13 protein-coding genes and 1 pseudogene are annotated in these 24,223 nt (G+C 64.0%); 13 read left to right on the top strand and 1 reads right to left on the bottom strand.

All coding sequences use genetic code 11. The features are described from left to right. Positions 1-148, bottom strand: a pseudogene (locus CSZ94_RS28535) (IS5/IS1182 family transposase); the annotation flags it as partial. A gap of 243 nt (positions 149-391) precedes the next feature. On the opposite strand from CSZ94_RS28535, the gene CSZ94_RS07985 reads away from it, so the two are divergent. The 13 genes from CSZ94_RS07985 (at position 392) to CSZ94_RS07920 (ending at position 24,214) form a co-directional block, all read left to right on the top strand. After that, complete coding sequence (locus tag CSZ94_RS07985) at positions 392-5,383, top strand: filamentous haemagglutinin family protein (RefSeq protein ID WP_258000835.1); 4,992 nt, start codon at positions 392-394, stop codon at positions 5,381-5,383. 153 nt (positions 5,384-5,536) lie between these two features. After that, positions 5,537-7,168, top strand: a complete 1,632-nt coding sequence (locus CSZ94_RS07980) for a ShlB/FhaC/HecB family hemolysin secretion/activation protein (protein WP_102121020.1) — start codon at positions 5,537-5,539, stop codon at positions 7,166-7,168. Positions 7,169-7,224: 56 nt separating this feature from the next. Then, on the top strand, positions 7,225-9,015 hold the full coding sequence (locus tag CSZ94_RS07975) for a DUF2341 domain-containing protein (protein WP_102121019.1): 1,791 nt from the start codon (positions 7,225-7,227) through the stop codon (positions 9,013-9,015). Between the two features lie 13 nt (positions 9,016-9,028). Beyond that, positions 9,029-9,439 carry an ExbD/TolR family protein gene (locus CSZ94_RS07970; RefSeq protein WP_034753784.1) on the top strand — a complete coding sequence of 137 codons (411 nt, stop codon included), beginning with the start codon at positions 9,029-9,031 and terminating at the stop codon, positions 9,437-9,439. Between the two features lie 10 nt (positions 9,440-9,449). Beyond that, positions 9,450-10,166 (top strand): hypothetical protein, encoded by a 717-nt coding sequence (locus CSZ94_RS07965; RefSeq protein WP_258000834.1) that lies wholly within the window; start codon positions 9,450-9,452, stop codon positions 10,164-10,166. A gap of 36 nt (positions 10,167-10,202) precedes the next feature. Further along, positions 10,203-11,942 carry a putative porin gene (locus tag CSZ94_RS07960; RefSeq protein ID WP_102121018.1) on the top strand — a complete coding sequence of 580 codons (1,740 nt, stop codon included), beginning with the start codon at positions 10,203-10,205 and terminating at the stop codon, positions 11,940-11,942. 352 nt (positions 11,943-12,294) lie between these two features. Beyond that, on the top strand, positions 12,295-12,627 hold the full coding sequence (locus CSZ94_RS07950; RefSeq protein WP_146009763.1) for a hypothetical protein: 333 nt from the start codon (positions 12,295-12,297) through the stop codon (positions 12,625-12,627). Between the two features lie 25 nt (positions 12,628-12,652). Further along, complete coding sequence (locus CSZ94_RS07945) at positions 12,653-13,144, top strand: YbjN domain-containing protein (protein ID WP_258000833.1); 492 nt, start codon at positions 12,653-12,655, stop codon at positions 13,142-13,144. A 207-nt stretch (positions 13,145-13,351) separates the two neighbouring features. After that, positions 13,352-16,456, top strand: a complete 3,105-nt coding sequence (locus CSZ94_RS07940) for a DEAD/DEAH box helicase (protein WP_102121014.1) — start codon at positions 13,352-13,354, stop codon at positions 16,454-16,456. A 50-nt stretch (positions 16,457-16,506) separates the two neighbouring features. After that, positions 16,507-17,640 (top strand): PAS domain-containing sensor histidine kinase, encoded by a 1,134-nt coding sequence (locus tag CSZ94_RS07935; RefSeq protein WP_102121013.1) that lies wholly within the window; start codon positions 16,507-16,509, stop codon positions 17,638-17,640. Between the two features lie 137 nt (positions 17,641-17,777). After that, positions 17,778-18,458 carry a response regulator transcription factor gene (locus tag CSZ94_RS07930; protein ID WP_099761503.1) on the top strand — a complete coding sequence of 227 codons (681 nt, stop codon included), beginning with the start codon at positions 17,778-17,780 and terminating at the stop codon, positions 18,456-18,458. Positions 18,459-18,612: 154 nt separating this feature from the next. Continuing rightward, positions 18,613-19,320 (top strand): transposase, encoded by a 708-nt coding sequence (locus CSZ94_RS07925; protein ID WP_102121012.1) that lies wholly within the window; start codon positions 18,613-18,615, stop codon positions 19,318-19,320. Between the two features lie 193 nt (positions 19,321-19,513). Further along, on the top strand, positions 19,514-24,214 hold the full coding sequence (locus CSZ94_RS07920; RefSeq protein ID WP_102121011.1) for a glutamate synthase-related protein: 4,701 nt from the start codon (positions 19,514-19,516) through the stop codon (positions 24,212-24,214). Positions 24,215-24,223 lie beyond the last annotated feature (9 nt).

The following is a 24,223-nucleotide window of genomic DNA, read 5'->3' as shown; positions in this document are numbered from 1 at the left end:
AATACAGCGCCTGGAAATCATCGTTCATGTTGGCCAGGATGGCATCGACTAGTACTCGCAATTTGCGCAAGGGATGCGCATCCGGGATGCGTTCCTCCAACGAGCGGTAACTGTACAGAGAGTGCTGGGTGACGTCGGTCTTGCGCATGATGGCGGTGGGAAAGTGGGGCTGATGAAACAACGTTTACCGGCCCGTGATGGTTGACGGGCACGGCGATTAATTCAACACCCTGTTAACGTCTATGCCTTCTGGCAATACAAGGATGCGCCCGCCGGCACCGGCAAGGATGCGGATGGCCGCAGTTACCAGGGCATCAAGCAGGCTTACCTGGACGAGAAGCATGCGGACAGCCAGGCCTTCATGGTAAATGCGCTGGCGAATGCCAACTTGATGAACAGCACGCTGCGCCGCTTGCGCGGCGACGCCAACGCCTTCCACTTGCGTCCAGGCGTCGAGATCGTTAGCGCCACGCCGGGCGGCGATTTGCACATCGATGGCGACATCGACCTGTCCGGCCACCGCTACGACGGCGTCAATCCGCTGGCGCGCCTGAGCGGCGTGTACGGCTCGGGCGAGGCCGCTGCGCTGGTGCTGCGCGCCGGTGGCAAGCTCAGCGTCTTTGGCAGTATCACGGATGGCTTCGATACCCGCAGCTTGCCCGTCACGCCGGATGACAAGGGCTGGCAACTGGTGAAGGGCCGCTTGCCGTGGGGCGGCGAGGTGGTCGTGCCACAAGCGGGCCTGGTGACCCTGGCGGAAGACACGTATTTCAAGTCGGGCACGAGCGTCAATTTCGCCGTGCCGATGAAGCCGATGCAGTTGCGCGGCGGTACCTTGCTGGCGGCGCCCGCCACCTTGACGGCAGAGCTGAACTTGCCAGCCGGCAGTGTGCTGGGCGGCGCCGTGCGCAACGCCGATGGCAGCGTGCTGTACGCGGCCGGCACCGTCTTGCAAAAGGCGCTGACTTTATCGAGCGGCATGCAGCTCGATCCCGGCCTTCGCCTGCCTGGCGCGGCCCGCGTGGCGGCCATGCTATGGCCGGCGAATCTCGCCTTGCCCTTCCCGGAAGGCAAGCCCATGGAGATGGCCGATAGCGTCAATGCCGTCAACGGCGTGGTGCTGGCCTCGGCGCTGGCGCTGGACAAGGGCAGCGTGCTGCCCGCCGGCACGCTGGTCAAGCTGCCTGGCGACGCGACCATGGTGGCGCTGCGCGCCGAAGATGGCACGGGCAATCAGGGCCGCAACCTGGCGCTGGCGCCCATGCTGGCCCAGGGTTCGCAAGCGTGGTCGCTGCGCCTGGTGGGCGGCACCGATACGGCCGCCGCCGATACGCGCGCGCTGCGGCCGCATGCGAAGGACGCCCATCTGATGCTGGCCGATACGCATTACGGCATGGGCGAAAGGACGTCGATCAAGCCGGACACGGGCTTGCCGGGCAAATATATCTTCAGTGAAAAAGCCATCAGCGAGGGCTTCCCGGAAGGCGAGGTCGATATCGAGATGTGGTTTAGCAGCGAAGAGCTCATGCTGGAGTACAGCGCGCATCTGGTGACCAAAGTGGCCGACGGTACGCCGCCCGAGTATGTGACCAACGTGGAGCCGGCGCGCCAGCCCCTGTTCAGCGTGCTGCGCACGGGTACTGGCGACCTCGACATGCTCGCTGCCGGCGACTTCGACATGCGTTCGTTGTATGGCGTCTACACGGCGGGCACGCAGTCGGCCTCGCCGCTGGTCGATGCCAAGGATCTGTTCAACCTGCCGCGCGGCCTGAGCGCCAAGGGCCAGTTGCTCGGTGCCCTGGACGACAAGCTGACGCGTTTCGTCGATGGCGGCAGCGAGAGCCTGTACCGCGCCTGGTATCCCGAGCGCGGCGGCAACCTGCTGCTGCGCGCCCAGGGCGACGTCAAGGGCGACACCGTGGGCACCGCCCTTACCCGCCGCGGGGATGCCATCGGCACCCTGAACGCGCAGCAAGACACCAGCGACATCGGCACCTGGCTGTGGCGCCAGGGCAGCGGCAGCACGGGCGCGGGCGTGCCGACGGCATGGTGGATCAACTTCGGCACCTATGTCGCGCGCCCCGAAGGCTATGACCTGTTTGCCGGCTTGCCGGTCGTGTCCGGCTTTACGGGCATCGGTACCCTGGGTGGCGGCAATGTGCTGCTGCAGGCGGGCGGCGACGCCGGCATGCTGACCTCGCGCGCCGATCCGGGCGGCATCTACACGCTGCGCAGCCAGGGCCTGAACGTGGCCGTGGGCAGCACGGGCAGGGTGACGCCGGACGGCAAGCTGCTGCTGACGGGCGGCGGCGATCTCGACATCCGCATCGGCGGCGGGCTCAACCCTGTCGCGGCGGTGCGCAGCTTCGACCCCAATAGCGACTTCCCGAATGCCGATACGCGCTTCGAGCGCCAGTATCCCACGCTCAACAGCACCTTCACCAATCTGCGTGGTGCGCTGCGCATGGAAGCGGGTGCCGTGGGCGGTGTCGAGCTGCGTTTCGACCGCGCCGATCCGAAGCAATCGCGGCCGTATGAAACCTATACGGCGGGCACGGCCATTGCCAGCGGCGGGCCTGTCCTGGTGCCCGGTGACAGCGGCGTGCGCATCGATGCGCGCGGCGACCTGGTGCTGGGCGGCACGGCCGATGCGGGCCGCGTGAAGCAGCTGGCCAACGGTTCGCCGTTCAACTATCGGGGCGTGGAACGCAAGGGCGAGGGCTGGAGCTGGTTCTCGCTGTGGACGCCCGCCACGGCCATCGACCTGTTCAGCGCCGGCGGCAATCTGACGCCGACGTCCGCCTGGATCCAATCGGTGACGGGCGACAACCACGCGCCATCGGACGGGCGTTATGTCATGCCATCCGTGCTGCGCGCCGTGGCCGCCAGCGGCAGCTTGTACTACGGCAATGCCAGCCTGGGCAGGCTGGGCGAGGGCAGCAAGGTTGACATGCCGCAAAACGGCGTGATCCTGGCGCCGTCGCCTTTGGCGCCACAATTTGTCAGGACGGGCACGGGCCAGCTGGAACTGCTGGCGGCCGGTTCCATCCATGCGGCCGGCTATCCGATCACGCCATCGGGCGCCGATCCGCGCCTGTTGCCGAACCCGTTCAACCCCGGCTTCGTCGGCGCGCTGGAGCCAGTCTGGTTCGGCCTGTTGCCGCTGCATAACGTCAGTGCAAATGCGCTGGCGCCCTCGCCACTGCTATCTTTTGGTTCGAATCCCAACGGCGCCGGCGAGGCCGCACAGACCTATCCGCTGTTCAGCATGACGGCGCCGACGGTGTCGGACTATGTGCCGGTGGGCCAGGTGCCTGCGCATTTCTATGCCAACAGCGGCGACATCGTCGGCCTGCGCACGGGCGGCATCGTGTACCGGGCGACACTGAAGGGCGAAACGGGTCCGCTGGGCGTGTGGTACGAGGGCGGCGCCGCCGTGGCCGTGCGCGCCGGGCGCGACATCGTCAATTCCGGCACGCCGCTGGGCAGCGTCGAGGGCGTGCCGGATGGCGCGGCGGGATGGACCAGCAAGGGCTTCGTCGGCCGGCCCGACTACCCGGACAAGCCGGTCGTCACCGGCAGCTCGTCCGCGCGCGGCAACCTGTTCGTGCACCGCCATGCCGATGACGTTTCCGTCGTCAGCGCCGGGCGCGATATCCGCTACAGCACTTTCTATGTGGCGGGACCGGGCCAGCTGAACGTCAGCGCCGGGCGCGACCTGTACATGGCCGACAAGGCGGAATTGCGCAGCCTCGGCGCCATCGTCAGCGCCGGCCCCGGCGAACGTGGCAACGGCGCCGGCATCAGCGTGGCCGCTGGCGTGGGCCGCAACGGTCCCAACTATGCAGCCTTTGCGGCGCGCTACCTGGACCCGGCCAAGCTGGCCGACCCAAGCCGGCCGCTGGCCGACCAGGCCGGCAGCGCCGTGTATGTCTACGGCGGCAAGCTGACCCTGGCCGACTGGCTGCGCGGCCAGTTCGGCTACAAAGGCAACGAGGCGGGCGCGCCTGCCTTCCTGGGCACGAAACAGGCGGAACTGGAGAAAGCCGGCCAGCAGACGGGCGGCGTGCGGCGCGACCTGGCGCGCGAGTATGCGCTGGTGAGCCAGTTGCACCTGGTGAACTGGCTGACGACGCGCTTTGGCGGCAACAGCGGCCTGGGCTTCCGCTACGACCCGGCCAACGATGCGCGCAGCTTCTTTGCCGCCTTGCCGAAGGAACAGCAGCAGGTGTACCTGAGCAATGTCTACTTTGCCGAGCTGAAGGCGGCCGGGCGCGAATACAACGATACGGACGGCATGCGCCGCGGCAGCTATCTGCGCGGCCGGGAGGCCATCGCCACCCTGTTCCCCTCCCAGGACAAGACGGGCAAGAAGATCGATTACAAGGGTGACCTGACGATGTTCAGCAGTGCGCTGTACACGCTCAATGACTACGACGGCGTGTACACCAGGCGGCCGCTGGCGGGCGTGCGCTACCTGAGCCCGCAGGAGTGGGCCGAGGCGGGGAGTCCGACGCTCAACGTGCCGCACGTGATCGTCAACGATGCCGGCATCCACACGGATTTCGGCGGCGATATCGGCATCACGGTGCCGGGCGGCCGCGCCCTGATCGGCGTCGATGGCGGCTATCCGCCGGGCGAAGGCTCGGGCGTGCTGACGCAGGGGGCGGGCGAGATCCAGATGTATGCGCAAGACAGCATCCTGCTGGGCCAGAGCCGCATCTTCACCACCTTCGGCGGCAACATCCTGGCCTGGTCGGCCACGGGCGACATCAATGCGGGCCGTGGCACCAAGTCCACCGTCGTGTACACGCCGCAGCGCCGCGTCTACGACAGCATCGGCCTGGTCAGCCTGTCACCGAGCACGCCGAGCACGGGCGCCGGTATCGCCACCCTGAACCCGATCCGGGAGGTGCCGCCCGGCGACATCGACCTGATCGCCCCGCTGGGCAGCATCGATGCGGGCGAGGCGGGCATCCGCGTCTCGGGCAACGTCAACCTGGCCGCGCTGCAGGTGGTGAACGCGGAAAACATCCAGGTGCAGGGCAAGTCGACGGGCATGCCGACCAGCGCCGCAGTGAACGTGGGTGCGCTCAGCAATGCCAGCGCGGCCGCCACGCAAGCCGTGACGGCGGCGCAGGACGTGCTGCAGCGTGAACGGGCCGCCACGCGCCAGGCACTGCCATCGCTGTTCACGGTGAAAGTATTGGGCTTTGGCAACGAACAGGCGGACGAGAGCGGTGCCGACAAGCGCCAGGGCGGCGAGCCGCAGGCGTCGAACTACCAGCCGGCCGGCGTGGTGCAGGTGCTGGGCGCGGGGCCTTTGACGGCGCCGCAGCTGCAGGCGCTCACGCCGAACGAGCGGCGCGGCCTGCAACCGTGAGTTTTATGAACATTTGATGACATTCGACAGTCGCCGTGGGCGGCGGCTGTCTAGGCATCAGTAGACAAGCTTCGGTGGACCACATCCGCAGTAAAAAACGCCGGCCCAGCGCCGCAACACAGGGCAACCGTTTGATTTTAAGGTGAATGGAAGATGCGTGAGATGAAAAAACAGGGCAAGGGCGCAGCACCGGCGGCACCCGCGACCGCCTTGACGATGCTGTGCCTGGCCATGCTGGCGTTACCCTGCATGAGCTGCGCTCAGGAAACAGTTGTCGCCGCGCCGGTCTTGCCGGAACGGCAAGTGACGATAGAGGAATACCTGGTACGCGGCAATACCGTGCTCGATGCGCGTGCCATCGAAGAGGCGGTCACGCCCTTCCTGGGGCCGGGCCGCACCCTGAAGGACGTGGAAGGGGCGCGCGATGCCCTCGTTGCGGCATATCAAGCGCGGGGCTACCAGTCCGTCTACGTGGACTTGCCGGAGCAGCAGGTGGAGCAGGGCGTGGTGGTGCTGCAGGTGAGCGAAACCAAGGTGGGACGCTTGCGCGTGGTCGGTGCGCAATACAACTCGCCGCTCGACGTGCGTCAGCAAGTGCCGGCATTGACACAGGGCAAGGTGCCCGACTTTACGCAGGCGCAAGTGGAACTGACGGCCCTGAACCGCGGTCCCAAGCGCCAGGTGATGCCGTTGGTCAAGCAGGGCAGCCTGCCCGGCACCATGGACGTGGACTTGAAAGTGGAAGACAGCAGCCCGTGGCGCGCCAGCGTGGGCTTGAACAACGATTACAGCGCCGACACGAAAAAGTTGCGCAGCAGCGTGTCGGTCGGCCACGACAACCTGTGGCAGCTCGGGCATAGCGCCACGATCAGCTTTTTCGGCACGCCGGGCGACCTGAACCAGACCCGCGTGTGGTCCGCCTCGTACGTGGCGCCCATCGGCACGCAGGGCTGGAGCGTGGAAGCGATGGGCTACCAGTCGAACAGCAACGTGGCCAGCGCGGGCGGCACCAGCGTGCTGGGCAAGGGCCATGCGTTGGGCATGAAGCTCAACTACACGGTGCCCAACAGCGGCATCTGGTGGCACAGCTTTTCTGCCGGCATCGATTTCAAGGATAACCAGGAAGCGCTGCAACTGAATGGCGCCGGTTCCAGCATTCCCTTGAAGTATGTACCGCTCAGCGTGGCCTACAACGGCTTTGCGCAGACGGAGACGGCCACCTACGGCCTGGGCCTTTCGCTGGTGGCCGGCACGCGCGCCGGGTTCGGTTATGGCAGCGACAGCGCCGCCTACGACAACAAGCGCTACAAGGCCTCGCCCAGCTTCCTCGTGCTCAAGGGCGACGCCAACGCCACGACCACCCTGGGCAGCGGCGCGCAGCTGTACGGCAAGCTGGCGGGCCAGCTGGCCGATGCGGCGCTGGTGTCGGGCGAGCAGATGGCCGCCGGCGGCGCCAATTCCGTGCGCGGCTATCTGTCGGCCGAAGCGACGGGCGACTACGGCGTCTCGGGCACCGTCGAATGGCGCACGCCCCAGCTGACGTATTTCAGCCGCCTGGAAAACTGGCGTCTGTTTGCCTTTGCCGATGGCGCGCGCCTGCGCTTGCGCGACCCGCTGCCGGAACAGAAAAACCTGTTCGGCCTGGCGTCCGTGGGCGTGGGCAGCAGCTTCCAGTTCCTGCGCTACCTGAATGGCCGCATCGATTTTGCCTACCCGCTGCGCGATGGCCCGCGCACGCACAAACACGTGCGCCGCATCAATTTCAACCTGTCGGCCAGCTACTGACGGGCCAGCTCACCCGCACTCTACTTTTTTAGACTTTTCTTCGGAGAATCACTGTCATGCAACGTTTTCGACGTCTCTTATTCTTGCTCACGATCCTGGGCACGCTCGTTCCCGGCCTGGCGCATGCCTGGTGGCAGCCCGACTGGGCTTACCGCAAACCCGTCACCGTCGATGCCGGCCCGAAGGCCGGTGCCGTCGGCGGTGATCCCGGCCGCATTCCCGTGCTGCTGCGCTTGCATTCGGGTAATTTCAACTTTGAAGGCGTCAGCGAGAACGGCGCCGACCTGCGCTTCGTGGCGGGCGACGACAAGACGGTGCTGAACCACCAGATCGAGCAATTCAACCCGCTGCTGGGCATCGCCCTGATCTGGGTCGATGTGCCTGCCCTGAGCGCCGGAACGCCGCAGAAATTGTGGATGTATTACGGCAATCCGAAGGCGCCCGCTTCCGGCAATGGCCAGCGCACCTTCGATCCCGACTACAGCCTGGTGTACCACTTCACCGAGCCTGGCGTGCCCTCGCGCGACAGCACCGCCTACGGCAACCATGCCCAGACGGCCGTGCCGGCGCTCGACGGTTCCGTCATCGGCACGGGCGCCCGCCTGGGCACCACGCCATTGATGCTGCCCGCCTCGCCTTCGCTGGCGCTGGCCGCCGCTGCGCCATTTACCTTCTCGGCCTGGGTACGCCCGGACAGCCTGGGCGCGCGACAAGTGCTGTATGCACGCCGCGACGGCAGCAGTGAATTGCTGATCGGTATCGACCAGGGCGTGCCGTTCGTGCAAGTGAATGGCCAGCGCAGCAAACCCGGCCAACCGATCCAGGCCGCGCAATGGTCGCATCTGGCCGTGAAAGCCGATAAAAACAACGTGGCCCTGTATGTGGGCGGCCGTCCGGCCGTGTCGCTGGCCACCGCGCTGCCGGCCTTTACCACGGCGGCCTCGGTGGGCGCCGATGCGCCGCCGACCGCCTCCGGCGCCGCCACCCTGAACAACTTCACGGGCGCTATCGACGAGCTGCGCCTGTCGCGCACGGCCCGTCCCGATGCGCTGCTGCTGGCCGATGCCGTCTCGCAAGGTGCCGAATCGCGCCTGGCCGTGTTTGGCCCAGATGAACAGCAGGCCGGTAAAAGCCATTTCGGCTTCATCATCGCCGCCATGCCGCTCGACGCCTGGATCGTCGTGGGCTTGCTGGGCCTGATGATGGTCTTGTCGTGGATCATCATGATCGGCAAGGGCCGCAGCTATGGCGCCATCGCGCGCGCGAATGCGCAATTCATGCAGTCCTTCCACGAAGCGGCCGGCGCGCCGCTCGATCACCTGGCGCGCAACGGCAAGCTGAGCGCTTCCGTGCAGACGGATTCCTCGCTGTGGCGCCTGTATGACGTGGCCATCGACGAAATGCGCCGCCGGCATGACCGTGGCTACGACTTGAACGCTGTCTCGAACGCGACCATCGGCGCCATCCGCGCGGCCATGGATGGCGTGATGGTGCGCGAAAGCGAACGCATGTCGAAACGCATGATCTGGCTCGCGACCACCATCGAAGGCGCGCCGTACGTGGGCCTGTTCGGCACCGTGATCGGCATCATGCTGGTGTTCGTCGTGGCCGCCATGGCGGGCGCCGTGGACATCAACTCGGTGGCGCCGGGCATGGCGGCAGCACTGCTGTGTACGGCTGCGGGCCTGGGCGTGGCGATTCCCGCGCTGTTCGGCTACAACTGGCTGTCCTCGCGTTCGGATGCCATCGTCGCCGATATGACTGTCTTCGTCGATGAATTTGCCACGCGCCTGGCTGAAGAGCAGGGCGATGGACGCCAGATGCGTCCCGTGCTGCAACAGGCGTGAGGGACGCATAACCATGGCCACCTCCGCCAAGTTTACCCCCCGCAAGCGTAGCGGCGGCATCAACATCACGCCCTTCGTCGACGTGCTGCTGGTGGTGCTGGTGATCTTCATTTTGACCAGCAACGCCAGCATTCCCGGCATCAAGGTCGACCTGCCCAAGGCCAGTTCGGCCATGGCGCTGGAAAAACCGAAGACCAAGGCCATCACCATCGACAACGCGGGCCAGGTCTTCCTCGATGCCTACCCCGTCACCCTGCCCGAGCTGGAAGAGCGCTTGCGCACGGAAAAGGCCTTGACGCCCGACTTTCCCGTGATCGTGCGCGGCGATGCCGCCGTGCAGTACGCGAAAGTGGTCGAAGTGCTCGACTTGCTGCGCCGCATAGACCTGAACCAGGTGGGTCTGGTGACCGGCAAGCCGGCATGAGGAGCGCAAGGTGAAGCGTGACGACATGATGAAGACGGCCGCCTTGGCACCGTCGGGCGCGGCGCAGTGGTGGCGCCGCTGGGGCGGCGTGGCCGGCGGCGCGCTGCTGGCCGCTGCGCTGGCCGCGCTGGTCTGGTATTTGCTGTCGGACACGGCGGCCACCAGGCGCGAAGTGGCGGCGCCGCCGATGCTGATGCTGCCACCGCCGCCACCGCCGCCGCCGGAACCGGAAAAACTGCCGGAACCGACGCCCGACAAGCTGGTGCCGGAAGTGTCGGAGCCGGAACCGACGCCGGCCGACAAGCCCATGGATGACGCGCCGGAAAGTCCGTCGCCGGACAAGGGCGACCCCGTCACCATCGACGGCGCAGCGCAGGCTGGCAGCGACGCCTTCGGCATCCAGGCCGGGCGCGGCGGCGGCATGAGCGGCAGCGGCGGTGGCGGTGGCCTCGGCGCGGGATCGTATGGCCGCTATGTGGCCAATGCCTTGCAGATGGCGTTCGCCCGCGACCCGCGCACGCGCCAGCTGGCATTCGCCGACATCCGCGTCGACCTGTGGCTCGATGCGGAAGGCCGGACGTCGAAGGTCCACCTTGTGCAAGGCACGGGCAATGCGCAGACGGATGAGCAGGTGCTGGCCATGGTGCGCGACTTCCGCGCCGATGAGCGACCGCCGGCTTCGCTGCGTTTCCCGGCCCGCGTATCCATCAAGGGCCGCCGGCCATAACGCCCCAATGCATATTAATTTTTTTCGAAAGAAACAATGAATTCCTTATTTTCCTCTCCACAGCGCCTGCGCCGCCTTCCGCTGGCGCTGGCCGCCTTGGCCCTGAGCATGGCGGCAGGCGCCGTGCAAGCCCAGGCGCAAGCACCGGCCGACAGCACCATGGTCAAACTGATCCGCGGCCTGATCCAGAGCGGCGCCCTGAACAAGGATGCCGGTGTAGCGCTGCTGGCGCAGGCGCAGAACGAAGCGCTAGCCGCAGCGCAAGTCCGTCCGGCCGCCGCGCCGGCGGCCCTGGCGCAGGTGCAGCCTGGCGACGTGCGCGTGCCGTATATTTCACAAACCGTGCGCGAGCAGATCCGCGACGAGATCAAGGGACAAGTGCTGGCCGACGCGAAGGCGGGCGGCTGGGCGGCGCCGAATGAAACGCCGGCCTGGACCAAGCGCATCCGCGTCGAAGGCGATGTGCGCGCGCGTTATGAATCGCGCTATTACGACATGGCCAACAGCAATATCGAGATCGACTGGCGCGCCCTCAACAGCGGCAGCGGCTACGACGTCAATTCGAACACCAACCTGGCCCTGCCGGCGCTGCTCAACTCGCGCGAAGACCGCAAGCACTTGCTGCGCGCGCGCGCCCGCCTGGGCATCCTGGCCGATATTTCCGACAGCACGCAAGCGGGCATCCGCCTGGCCAGCGGCAACGATGACAGCCCGGTGTCCACCACGCAAACCCTGGGCGGTGGCCTGGGCAAGAAAAACATCTGGCTGGACCAGGCCTGGCTGTCCTACCAGCCCGCTTCGTGGCTGAAACTGACGGCGGGCCGCTTCGACAACCCGTTTGTATCGGGCGACGAACTGTTTTCCAGCGAACTCAATTTCGACGGCATCGCCGCCAAGCTGCAGCAGCCCGTCGGCGACAGCAAGAACGTCACCGTGTTCGGCACGCTGGGCCTGATTCCGCTTGAGTATTCATCCGACAATGCGCCTGGCCGCAGCCAGGCAAAAATGTCCAGCGAAAACAAATGGCTGCTGGGCGCGCAGGTGGGCGCGTCGTGGAAGATCAATAGCGACCATCAATTGCGCGCTGCCTTGGCCTACTACAACTTCCGCAACATCAGCGGCAAGTATTCGCAGCCGTGCGCGCTGTACGCGGGCGCCGATGGCTGCAGCACGGACTGGTCGCGTCCATCGAGCATGCAAAAGGGCAATAGCTTGATGCTGTTGCGCAATATTGCGCTGAACCCGCTGGACCCGGCGAATACGCCGCAGCCGCAATTCGTGGGCCTGGCGTCGAAGTTCCGTTTGGCCAATCTGAATGCGCGCTGGGATAGCAAGGTGGCCGGCGGCACGGACTTGCGCATCGAAGGCGATTATGTGCGCAACATGGCCTACGACAAGAGTGAAATGTGGACGCGCGCCAAGGGCGGCATCATGAACAACTTCGGCGGCACGGGCGGCGTCTCGCAAGCCGATTTCAGGAGCGGCGGCAATGCCTACATGTTGCAGGCGACCCTGGGCAGGGCCAGCCCGGCGGCGCGTGGCGACTGGAACGTGCTGCTCGGCTACAAGCGCATCGAACCGGATGCCTTGCCTGACGCCTACAACGATTCCACCTTCCACCTGGGCGGCACGAATGCGCGCGGCTATTACCTGGGCGGCGCGTATGCGCTCGACAAGAATACCTGGTTGAACGGCCGCTGGACGTCGAGCCGTGAAGTGTTCGGTTCGGCGCTGTCGATCGACACCCTGCAAATCGAATTGAACGCGCGTTTTTAAGGAGCCATGATGTTGATATTCAACAAAACGCGCTTGCCGGTTTTACTGCTGATGCTGCTGGCCGGTGGCGCCGCCCAGGCGCAGGGACAGAAGGGGCAAAGCATGGAAGAGCGCCTGCGGGCCGAGTTGCGCAATGTCACGGCGCAGCTGCAGCAGACGCGCGGCGAGCTGGAAGTGCTGAAAGCCAAGGGCGCGCCCGCTGCTGCCGCTGCGCCTGCCCGCGATGGCTTGAAGAAGGAGCTGGCGCGCAGCCAGTCGCAGCTGGCGCAGGAGCGCGCAACGGGAAAAACTGGGCGAGCAGCAACAGCGCAGCGCCGCCGTCGCGCAAGAATCGGCCGCCCACCTGGCGCAATTGCGCCAGGCCAGCGAACAGTTGGCCGCCACGGGCAAGCAGATCGAAGCGGAGCGTGCGCACCTCGACGGCGAAGTGGCGTCGCAGCGCGGCGCCCTGGCACGCTGTGTAAGCAAGAATGCCCAGCTATATGCGGCCGGGCAGGAAATCTTGCAAGCGTATGAAGGCCTCGGCGTGCTGGACGTCATGCAAGCGCGCCAGCCGTTCGCCGCGCAAAGCCGCGTCAGGCTCGAGCAAATCGCCCAGCAGTATGGCGACCAGTTGTACCAGGGCCGCTTTGATGCGCGTCAAACAAGTGACACGTCGGCCGCTCCCGCGCCGGCACCCCAATAATTTTATTTGCTGAAATGGAATGACGATGGAACACACCAACACCAACTTGCTGACCACACTGAATGCGGAACAAACGGCCGACGCCATCAAGGCGGCCGGCTGCGCCGTGACGAGCATCGAACACGACGGCGTCGTGCGCCTGCACAGTGCCAGCCATGGCATCGGCTTTCAAGTGCTGTGGGGCAATGAAGCGGCGCCTGGCCAGTACGCGGACCTGACCCTGAGCTGCCCGCTGCGCGTGCAGGGCGGCGACTTGCCGGCCGGCTTGCTGACCGAATGGCACCGCAGCAAGCGTTTTGCCCGCGTGGCCCAGCATGGCGATTTTGTCGTGCTGGAAATGGATGTACTGGTCGCCGGTGGCGTCAGCGAGGAGTACCTGTATATCAATCTGCAACTGTGGACGCAGATGATGGGCCAGTTCTTCTTGTTTTTGCGCAACTTTACGCCGGCCGATACGAGCACTGCAGCGGTAGTGGAGGCCGTCAGCGTGGCAGAAGAAGAAACTGTGCCGGCCTGATAAGGCGTCCACGGGCGGCAAAAAGGGCCGGTGAAGGCCCTTTTTGCCGTCTGCGGGTCCCAAGTGTCGTATTAAATACTTATTTTTTAGGCATCGCGCATTAAAACTGTTCAAAGAGCGTGTGTGAATCAAGCCAGCAACGCCTGTATGGCGGATAATATTGCCTGTTGCCGATTTGGATACGACCTTTACACAAAAATGCGCCCCATGGATTTTACCCGCGACGAAACCAGTGAAACCCCAGCTGCCCCGGCCAGCGCGCCGGGAGCGCCTTTGCCGTATGCCGTCGCCACCTGGCTGCAGCGGGTGGAGGCTGCAGCCCATCCGAAGGCTGTGCTGAGCATTGCCGAACCGGACCCCAAACTCAACCAGCATCGATTGATCTACGTGCTGGCGCCCACCAGCGGCGGCCGCCACGTGGCCTTGTGCCTGTACAAGGCGCGGCTGCGGCCGAATGGCGATGTGGCAGCGGCTTCTCCCATCAGCGAAATTTTTTCCCTGCTGTCGGCACCGCCCACCTTTTTGACGCCGGCCGACGAAGACCTCGTGCGTTTCTTCGTGGCCATGCGCAGCGGACAGAATTCGCAGACGGGCAGCGCCACGGAGCCGAAGGGCAAGGTGGGCGCGGCCCTGCTGAAAATGCTGGCCGAGCAAGACAAGCTGTTGTGGGCCAATTCCTGGGCCGATGTGGGCAATGGCCTCGTGTATCCCTTGAAAGAAGGTCCGGTGCGTCCCGCGCGCCTGTTCTGGCGCGACGAAGGCAAGACCATGCGCCTGGGCTGGCAAGTGGACCCGCCGGAAGGCGTGAAGCACCATGGCGCCGACCAGATCGATTACATGCTGCCTACCGATCCGCCGTGGTACATCGACAACCTGTCGTGCGGCGTGCTGGAACTGAACCAGGGCGGCTCCGACATTTCCCTGGCCGACCTGCAAGCGCTGGTGGCGCAGGCGCCACCGCTGAATGCGAACGACAAGGTGCGCGTGTCGCAACTGCTGCTGGCGCAAGGCTTGCAGCATTTGATGCCGCTGCCGCAACCGTTGCCGCAGCGCTTGCGCAAGGACGTGCCCGCACAAGCGGTCTTGCTGATGGACAGCGCCATGCTGGCCGATGGCAGCGCACAGCGCTGGAGCGATTTCGCCGTGCTGTCCTACGACTACGATGGCGAGCGCGTCGCGTTCGACCCGTCGCAGCGCGTGGTGCGGCAAGTGGGCGAGGTGACGGAAATTATCCAGAGAAATACGCTCGATGAAGCGCGCGCCCTGGCCACCCTGGCCGAGCTGCAATTCAAGAAGCCGGGCTCCGCTCCCTTGAGCGGCTTGAAGGGCGCCTTGCAACTGTCTTCCCAGGCGGACTGGCTGCGTTTTGCCGAGTCCGGCATCGAAGCCTTGCTGGAGCAGGGCTGGATCGTGGAAAAAACGGCCAAGTACCGCTACGACGTGAGCGAGGTCGGTGACTGGTATGCGGAGATCGACGACCAGGATCCGGACAGCGGCAACGCCTGGTTCGAGCTGGAACTGGGCATCGTCGTCAACCAGGAAAGAGTGCCGCTGCTGCCCGTGCTGGTGCAGCTGATCCGCAGCGCGCCCAACGATTTCAACCCGAAAGTCATCGAGGCGCATGCCGATGATGACCAGATGCTGGCAACCTTGCCCGACGGCACGCGCGTCGCCCTGCCGTGGGGGCGCGTGCGCCCCATCTTGAACACCCTGGGGGAACTCTACTTCAGCGACAAGATCAAACATGCGGTGCGCATGTCGACCCTGGATGCGGCGCGCCTGGAAGAACTGGCGCGGGGCTTGGAACTACGCTGGACGGGCGGCGAGCAATTGCGCGCCATGGGCCGCAAGCTGAGCCAGTTCGGTTCCGTGCAAAAAGTGGCGGCGCCAGCCGGCTTGCAAGCCACCCTGCGCGATTACCAGGCCGATGGCCTGGCGTGGATGCAATTCCTGCGCGACCACGACCTGGCCGGCATCCTGGCCGATGACATGGGCCTGGGCAAGACCGTGCAAACCTTGGCGCATATCCTGGTGGAAAAGGAAGCGGGCCGTTTGACGCATCCGGCGCTGGTCATCGCACCGACCAGTTTGATGGGCAACTGGCAGGACGAGGCGGCAAAATTTGCGCCCAGCCTGAAAGTGTTGCTGTTGCAAGGCAAGGACCGCGCCCAGCAATTCGACCAGATCGATCAATGCGACCTGGTGCTGACGACTTACGCCCTGTTGCCGCGCGACGAGGAAACCCTGCGCGAGCACGATTTCCACCTGGTCATCCTCGATGAATCGCACTACATCAAGAATACGCGCAGCAAGGCGGCGCAAAGCGCGGGCCTGTTGCGCGCGCGCCACCGCCTGTGTTTGTCCGGCACGCCGCTGGAAAACCACCTGGGCGAATTGTGGTCGCAATTCCACTTCCTGCTGCCGGGCTTGCTGGGCGACGAGAAGACGTTTAACACGCAGTTCCGCCACCCGATCGAGCGCCAGGACGACCCACTGCGCCGCATGCTGCTGAACCGCCGCATCAAGCCCTTCCTGCTGCGCCGCACGAAGGACAATGTGGCCAAAGAGCTGCCGCCGAAGACGGAAATGGTGCGCAAGGTGGAGCTGACGGGGCCGCAGCGCGACCTGTATGAAACCGTGCGTCTTGCGATGGATCAAAAAGTACGCGAAGAAATCGACAAGAAGGGCGTGGCGCGCAGCCAGATCGTCATCCTCGAAGCGCTGTTGAAACTGCGCCAGGTCTGCTGCGACCCGCGCCTGGTGAAATCCTTGCCGGCGAAGAAGCAGTCGGCCGGTTCGGCCAAGCTGCTCGACCTGATGCAGATGGTGGAAGACTTGCTCGACGAAGGGCGCAAGATCCTCGTCTTCTCGCAATTTACCAGCATGCTGGAATTGATCGAGGAAGAGCTGGAATCGCGCGACATTCCCTACGCCTTGCTGACGGGCGAAACGAAGGACCGGGGCGCGCAAGTGGCGGCCTTCCAGCAAGGCGCCGTGCCCATCTTCCTGATCAGCTTGAAAGCGGGTGGCGTGGGCTTGAACCTGACGGCGGCCGACACGGTGATCCACTACGACCCGTGGTGGAATCCGGCAGCGGAAAACCAGGCCACGGACCGCGCCTGGCGCATCGGCCAGGACAAGCCCGTGTTCGTGTACAAGCTGATCGCCAAGGGCACCCTGGAAGAAAAAATCCAGTTGCTGCAGCAAAAAAAATCGGAGCTGGCGCAATCGATCCTGGCCGAAGGCGAAGCGCAGAAGATGGCGCTCACGCAGGAAGACTTGCAGCAGATTTTCGCTCCACTGGAAGATTAAGGGGGCCGCTGGGCCTATACTTGGCGATTCTTTCTTGCCAGGTATAAAGCATGCTGCCCTTTTTCCTCTTGCTACTTGCCGGCGTCATCCTCATGGCGCTGCGTTTCGTCCAGTTGCGCCGCGCCCTGCTGCGCGCGCGGGCGGGCGAAGCGCGGTTCCGCCTGCTGGCCGAGCACGGCCGCGATGCGGCCTTTCTGTTCGACGCCACCAGCCTCGAATTGCTCTACATCAGCCCCGCCGCGCAACGCCTGACGGGCCACGACTTGCCCGCCTTGCGCGCGCACGCGGCGCGCCTGGCGCAAGACCTGCCGGCCCGGTTGCAGCGCTGGCGCGCTGGCGACGTCAGCCGCTTGACACTGTTGCGCGAAGTGGAACTGCCGCATGCCGACGGGCATTTGCTGGCGCTGGAAATCAGCTCGACCATTGTGCCGGCTGCGGCGGCGATGGGGCGCGGCGTCACGCTGGTGGGCACGGTACGCGACGTCAGTGCCGCCCAGGCGCAGGAAGCGGAGCGGGAAAAGGAGCAAAAGCGCTTCGCCTCGATGCTGTCGCATGAATTCCGCACGCCGCTGGCGACCATCGATGGCGCCATCCAGCGCCTCGTCTCGACATCGAAAGATGCGGACGAGGCTACCCGCAAGCGCTATGTGAAAATCCAGACGGCCGTCGACCGTTTGTTGGCCATGATCGCCGACTATTTATCGCCTGAACGCATGGCGGCGCTTGGCCGCGAGCGGGCCGCCGACGGCATCGCGCCGCTGGCCTTGCTGCAGCAGGCGGCCGCCACCGTGCCCGCCAGCCACCCGGTGCAGCTGGACCTCGACGAGGACTTGCCGGCCAGGCTGCGCTGCGACGTGCCCGGCATGGCCTTATGCCTGAAAATCCTGCTCGATAACGCCGTCAAGTTCAGCCCGCCGGGCAGTCCCATCACCGTGTCGGGCAAGCTGGTGCCCGAGGGGGGCGTGGCCCTGTGCGTGCGCGATGCGGGGCCCGGCTTGCGGGAAGAAGAGCTGGCGCAATTGTTTGAAAAAGGAAGCCGTGGAAGCTATGCCACGCATCCCGGTGCGGGCCTGGGCCTGTACATGGCGCGCGCCGTCGTCGAGGTGCATGGCGGGAGTTTGCAAGGGCATAATCTGCCCGAAGGCGGGGCGCTTTTCCGCATTTGGCTGCCGCTTCCTGTCTAGACAAGGAAAAGCCTTGCTTCCGCTGAAGGCAACCGTGATAATTCCTTGACGTAAACCTATTGTGCCGTCCATCATGGTGCAGAAGTGAATGGCATGGTTTGCCCACGGTAGCTCACTAACGGAAGAATGGCGTTGCAATGACGAAAATACTGATCGTCGAAGACAATCTGGAGTACGCCGAAGACATGGCGGAGTTTCTCGTTGAGCTCGAACATGAAGTCCATATCACCAGCTCCGCTGGCGGGATGTGGACGGCGTTGAGTCATGGCAATGTCGGCGTGGTCGTGCTGGACTTGGGCTTGCCTGACGAAGACGGCTTCAACGTCATCCCCCGCATGCGCCAGCTGTATCCGCAAATCGGCGTGCTGGTGCTGACGGGCCGTGTCGCTTTCGACAGCCGCATCCTGGGCTTGCGCCTGGGCGCCGACCATTACCTGACCAAGCCGATCAAATTCCCCGAACTGGCCGCCCACATCGAGGCGCTCGACCGCCGCGTGGGGCCGCAAGATCCCGTGCCCGAGCCGGGCAAGTGGACCTTGAAAGTAAGCGCCCGCCAACTTGAGCTGATGGGCGCCGTCATTGCCCTGACGGAAAAGGAATTCAACTTCCTGCACCTCTTGACCATCAATACCCGCCCCGTGCCGCGCGACGTCATTGTGGCCGGCATGGGCGGCGAAGACCCCGATGCGGGCCGCAGGGTCGACATGCTCGTGTACCGTCTGCGCAAGAAAGCCAAGACGGGCCTGGGCCAGGACTTGCCGCTACGCAGCGCGTATGGCGAGGGCTACAGCCTGTCGGCCAGTTTTAATCTGTCCTGATACGCGATGCCAGCCACCCGCAAGCGGGGTGGCTGCATAAAAGGGGCAGAGTCCATCGTTTTTCCCCACATTTTCAATAAAACAGGGTCAGAGTCGCGTTTTGTGCGCACAACTGTGTAAAATCAAGGCCTTAGCCTTCTTTTGCGATTCTGTCATGGCCCGTTTGCCTCGCCTCATCATTCCAGCACTGCCCCATTACGTGATCCAGCGCGGCAGCAACCGCCAGCCGGTGTTCCAGGACGCGTCCGACTACGCGCAATGCTTGTCCTGGTTGAAAACGGGCGCGAAAATGTTCAAGGTGGCCATCCACGCCTATGTTTTATTGCCAGATCAGCTACATTTATTGGCGACCCCCAGTGATGCCACGGGCCTGGGACAGCTGATGCAGTGGCTGGGGCGCTATTACGTGCCGTATTTCAATCATAAATACGGCCGTGTAGGGGCTTTGTGGCAGGGACGCTACAAAACCTCCGTCATCGATCCCGACAATTTCTTGCTCACTTGCTGCCGCTACCTGGAGTGCGTGCCCGTGCAAACGGGTGTGGTGGGCCAGGCACTGGACCATGCATGGTCCAGTTATGCCCACCATGCGGGTGTGCGCCCCGATCCCCTCATCACCGACCACGCGCTGTACTGGGCGCTGGGCAATACGCCCTTCGACCGCGAGGCGGCTTATCTGCGCCTGTTCGAGCAAGGCCTGGGCAGCAGCCAGGTTAAGGTGCTGGAAGAGGCTGTATTGAAGGGTTGGCCGCTGGGTTCCGAGCCGTTCAAGCAGGCGCTGGAACGGAAAATGCAGCGGCAAGTGCTGCCTGCCAAGCGGGGCCGTCCCCGCAAAATCGTGGCCGCAAGGGATAGCAATTGAAAAGCGTTCGCATTTAAAACAAAAAATGGCTTCTTTCTGACGCTTTATTGACATCGTTTCGACTATGTCCCTATTAAATTTTTATAGCGGAATAATCGGATTTAATTCGACTCCGACCCTAATTGTTGTGGTTGAATTTTTTGTTGCGTTGCACTACTCTAGTTTTTCGATACTCACTGCAGCGGAGAAGTCCATGAAAGCGCAAGGCCTGTACGACCCAGCCAATGAACACGATGCCTGCGGCGTCGGTTTCGTCGCCCATATCAAGGGCAACAAGACCCATTCGATCGTCGAACAGGGTTTGCTGATACTGAAAAACCTCGATCACCGTGGCGCCGTGGGCGCCGATGCGCTGATGGGCGATGGCGCCGGCATCCTGATCCAGATTCCCGACCAGTACTATCGCGAAGAAATGGCCAAGCAGGGTGTGGAATTGCCGCCGCCTGGCGAATACGGCGTGGGCATGGTCTTCCTGCCGAAGGAACACGCATCGCGCATCGCCTGCGAGCAGGAAATCGAACGCGCCGTGCGCATCGAAGGCCAGGTCGTGCTGGGTTGGCGCAACGTGCCCATCGATACGGACATGCCGATGTCGCCCACCGTGCGCGCCAAGGAACCGGTCATCCGCCAAATCTTCATCGGCCGCGGTCCGGACATCATGGTTACCGACGCGCTCGAGCGCAAACTGTATGTGATCCGCAAATCGTCGGGCCACGCCATCCAGGCCTTGAAACTGCTGCACGGCAAGGAATTCTTCGTGCCATCGATGTCGGCGCGCACCATTGTGTACAAGGGCTTGCTGCTGGCCGACCAGGTGGGCGTGTATTACAAGGACTTGCAGGATGCGCGCTGCATCTCGGCCCTGGCCCTGGTGCACCAGCGTTTCTCGACGAATACCTTCCCCGAATGGCCGCTGGCCCACCCGTACCGTTTGATCGCCCATAACGGCGAGATCAACACGGTGAAAGGCAACTTCAACTGGATGCGCGCGCGCGAAGGCGTGATGAAGTCGGCCGTGCTGGGCGACGACCTGCAGAAACTCTTTCCGTTGATCTATGAAGGCCAGTCCGACACGGCGTGCTTCGACAATGCGCTGGAACTGCTGCTGATGGCCGGCTACCCTATCGCCCAGGCGATGATGATGATGATTCCTGAAGCGTGGGAAAACCACACGACCATGGATGACAACCGCCGCGCCTTCTATGAATACCACGCGGCCATGATGGAACCGTGGGACGGCCCCGCCGCCATGGCATTTACGGATGGCCGCCACATCGGCGGCACCCTGGACCGCAATGGCTTGCGTCCGGCGCGCTACATCGTCACGGACGACGACCTGGTGGTGATGGCGTCGGAATCGGGCGTGCTGCCGATTCCCGAATCGAAAATCATCCAGAAATGGCGCTTGCAGCCTGGCAAGATGTTCCTGATCGACCTGGAAGCGGGCCGCATCATCGACGACCAGGAGCTGAAAAACACCTACGCCAACGCCAAGCCGTATAAAGCGTGGATCAACTCGGTGCGCATCAAGCTCGACGAGATCAAGCTGGCCGAAGGACAGGCCAAGCAAGACCGCGCCCAGGGCGAAAAAGCCCAGCCATCGCTGCTGGACCGCCAGCAGGCGTTCGGCTACACGCAGGAAGACTTGAAATTCCTCATGGCGCCGATGGCCGTGGCCGGCGAAGAGGCAACGGGTTCGATGGGCAATGACTCGCCGCTGGCCGTCATGTCAAACAAATTGAAACCGCTGTATAACTACTTCAAGCAGCTGTTTGCGCAAGTGACGAATCCGCCGATCGACCCGATCCGCGAAGCGATGGTGATGTCGCTGGTGTCGTTCATCGGCCCGAAACCGAACTTGCTCGATACCAACAACGTCAACCCGCCGATGCGCCTGGAAGTGGCGCAGCCCGTGCTGGGCTTTGACGACATGGCGCGTCTGCGCAATATCAGCGCCCACACGGGTGGCAAGTTCAAGTCGTATGAACTCGACATCTGCTACCCGCTGGCCTGGGGCAAAGAAGGCGTGGAAGCCTGCCTGGCCTCGCTGTGCGCGGAAGCGGTCGATGCCGTCAAGTCCGGCCACAATATTTTGATCGTCTCGGACCGCGCCATCTGCGCCGACCAGGTGGCGATCCCCGCGCTGCTGGCCACCTCCACCGTGCACCAGCACCTGGTGAGCAAGGGCTTGCGCGCCTCCACCGGCCTCGTGGTGGAAACGGGCTCGGCCCGCGAAACGCACCACTTTGCCTTGCTCGCGGGCTACGGTGCGGAAGCCGTCCACCCGTATCTGGCCATGGAAACCCTGGCCGAGATGGCGCATGGCTTGCCCGGTGACTTGTCGGCCGACAAAGCTATTTATAACTACACCAAGGCAGTTGGCAAAGGCTTGATGAAAGTCATGTCGAAGATGGGCATTTCAACGTATATGTCCTACTGCGGCGCGCAAATCTTCGAAGCCATCGGCTTGAACAAGTCGCTGGTGGACAAATACTTCAAGGGCACGGCCTCGAACGTGGAAGGCATCGGCGTGTTTGAAGTGGCGGAAGAAGCGCTGCGCCTGCATGCGCTGGCCTTCGGCAACGATCCCGTGCTGATGGATAAGCTCGACGCGGGTGGCGAATATGCATTCCGCGTGCGCGGCGAAGACCACATGTGGACGCCGGATGCGATTGCGAAACTGCAGCACTCCACGCGCAGCAACAATTTCTCCAGCTATAAGGAGTACGCGCAAATCATCAATGACCAGAGCCGTCGTCACCTGACCCTGCGCGGCCTGTTCGAATTCAAGCTCGATCCGACCAAGGCCATCCCGCTCGACGAAGTGGAACCGGCCAAGGAAATCGTCAAGCGCTTCGCCACGGGCGCCATGTCGCTCGGTTCCATCAGCACGGAAGCGCACGCCACCCTGGCCGTCGCCATGAACCGCATCGGCGGCAAGTCGAACACGGGCGAGGGCGGCGAAGATCCGAACCGCTACACGCAGGAATTGAAGGGCATCCCCATCCGCCAGGGCGACACCATGGCTTCCATCGTGGGCGCCGAGCAGATCGTCGTCGATATTCCGTTGCAGGAAGGCGATTCCATGCGCTCGCGCATCAAGCAGGTGGCGTCGGGACGTTTCGGCGTGACGGCTGCCTACCTCAATTCCGCCGACCAGATCCAGATCAAGATGGCGCAGGGCGCGAAACCGGGCGAAGGCGGCCAGTTGCCGGGCCATAAGGTCTCCGAATACATCGCCAGCCTGCGCTTCTCCGTGCCGGGCGTGGGCTTGATTTCGCCGCCGCCGCACCACGATATCTATTCGATCGAAGATCTGGCGCAGCTGATCCATGATTTGAAGAACGCCAATCCGCGCGCCTCGATTTCCGTGAAACTGGTGTCGGAAGTGGGCATCGGCACGGTGGCCGCCGGCGTCACCAAGGCGAAAGCCGACCACGTGGTCGTCGCTGGCCACGATGGCGGCACGGGCGCTTCCCCATTGTCGTCCGTGAAACATGCGGGCACGCCGTGGGAGCTGGGTCTGGCAGAGACCCAACAAACACTGGTCTTGAATGGCTTGCGCAGCCGCATCCGCGTACAGGCCGATGGCCAGATGAAGACGGGCCGCGACGTGGTCATCGCCGCCCTGCTGGGTGCCGACGAAATCGGTTTCGCCACGGCGCCGCTGGTGGTCGAAGGCTGCATCATGATGCGCAAATGCCACTTGAACACCTGTCCCGTGGGCGTGGCCACGCAAGACCCCGTGCTGCGCGCCAAGTTCTCCGGCAAACCGGAATACGTTGTCAATTACTTCTTCTTCGTCGCCGAAGAAGCCCGTCAATTGATGGCGCAGCTGGGCATCCGCACCTACGACGAACTGATCGGGCGCGTCGACTTGCTGGACAAATCGAAGGCGATTTCGCACTGGAAGGCGCAAGGCCTGGACTTCTCGGCCATCTTCTACAAGCCGGAAACGCCGGATGGCCAGGCCTGCCGCCACGTGGAATTCCAGGATCATGCGCTGGAGAAAGCACTCGACCACAAGCTGATCGCGCAAGCGCGCGCGGCGCTGGAAAAGGGCGAACGCGTGTCCTTCATTTCGCCCGTGCGCAACCTGAACCGCACGGTGGGCACCATGCTGTCCGGCGAAGTGGCGAAGAAGTATGGCCACGCCGGCTTGCCGGACGACACCATCCACATTCAATTGCAAGGCACGGCGGGCCAGTCGGCCTGCGCCTTCCTGGCGCACGGCATCACCATCGACCTGGTGGGCGAGGGCAACGATTACGTGGGCAAGGGCTTGTCGGGCGGGCGCATCATCGTGCGGCCAAATACGGAATTCCGCGGCTGGGCCGTGGACAACATCATCATCGGCAACACGGTGCTGTACGGCGCGATTGCCGGCGAAGCCTTCTTCAACGGCGTGGCCGGTGAACGCTTTGCCGTGCGCAACTCGGGCGCCACCACGGTGGTCGAGGGCCTGGGCGACCATGGTTGCGAATACATGACGGGCGGTACGGTGGTGGTGCTGGGCAATACGGGACGCAACTTTGCGGCCGGCATGTCGGGCGGCATCGCCTATGTGTATGACCCGGCCGGCGACTTTGCCAGCAAGTGCAACACGGCCATGGTCAGCCTGGACAAGGTCGTGTCCGCAGCGGAACAGCATCTCGACCGTGATGCCTGGCATACCCAGCACCGCGAGGGCGTGCCGGAAGCCGACGAAGTCATCCTCAAGCGCCTGATCGAGCGTCACTTCAAGCACACGGGCAGCACGCGCGCCCGCGTCTTGCTCGATGACTGGGCCGCAGCGCGCGGCAAGTTCGTGAAAGTCTTCCCGAACGAATACAAGCGCGCACTGATCGAGATGGCTGCCGATGCCGCCATGGAAGTACAAGCCGTCGCCGCCTGAGCCAGCCGA

Origin of the sequence: Janthinobacterium sp. ROICE36, assembly GCF_002869965.1 — a bacterium.
Lineage (GTDB): Bacteria > Pseudomonadota > Gammaproteobacteria > Burkholderiales > Burkholderiaceae_D > Janthinobacterium.
The sequence above is the reverse complement of the archived record's forward strand: the minus strand, read 5'-3'. Positions and strand labels throughout refer to the sequence as shown.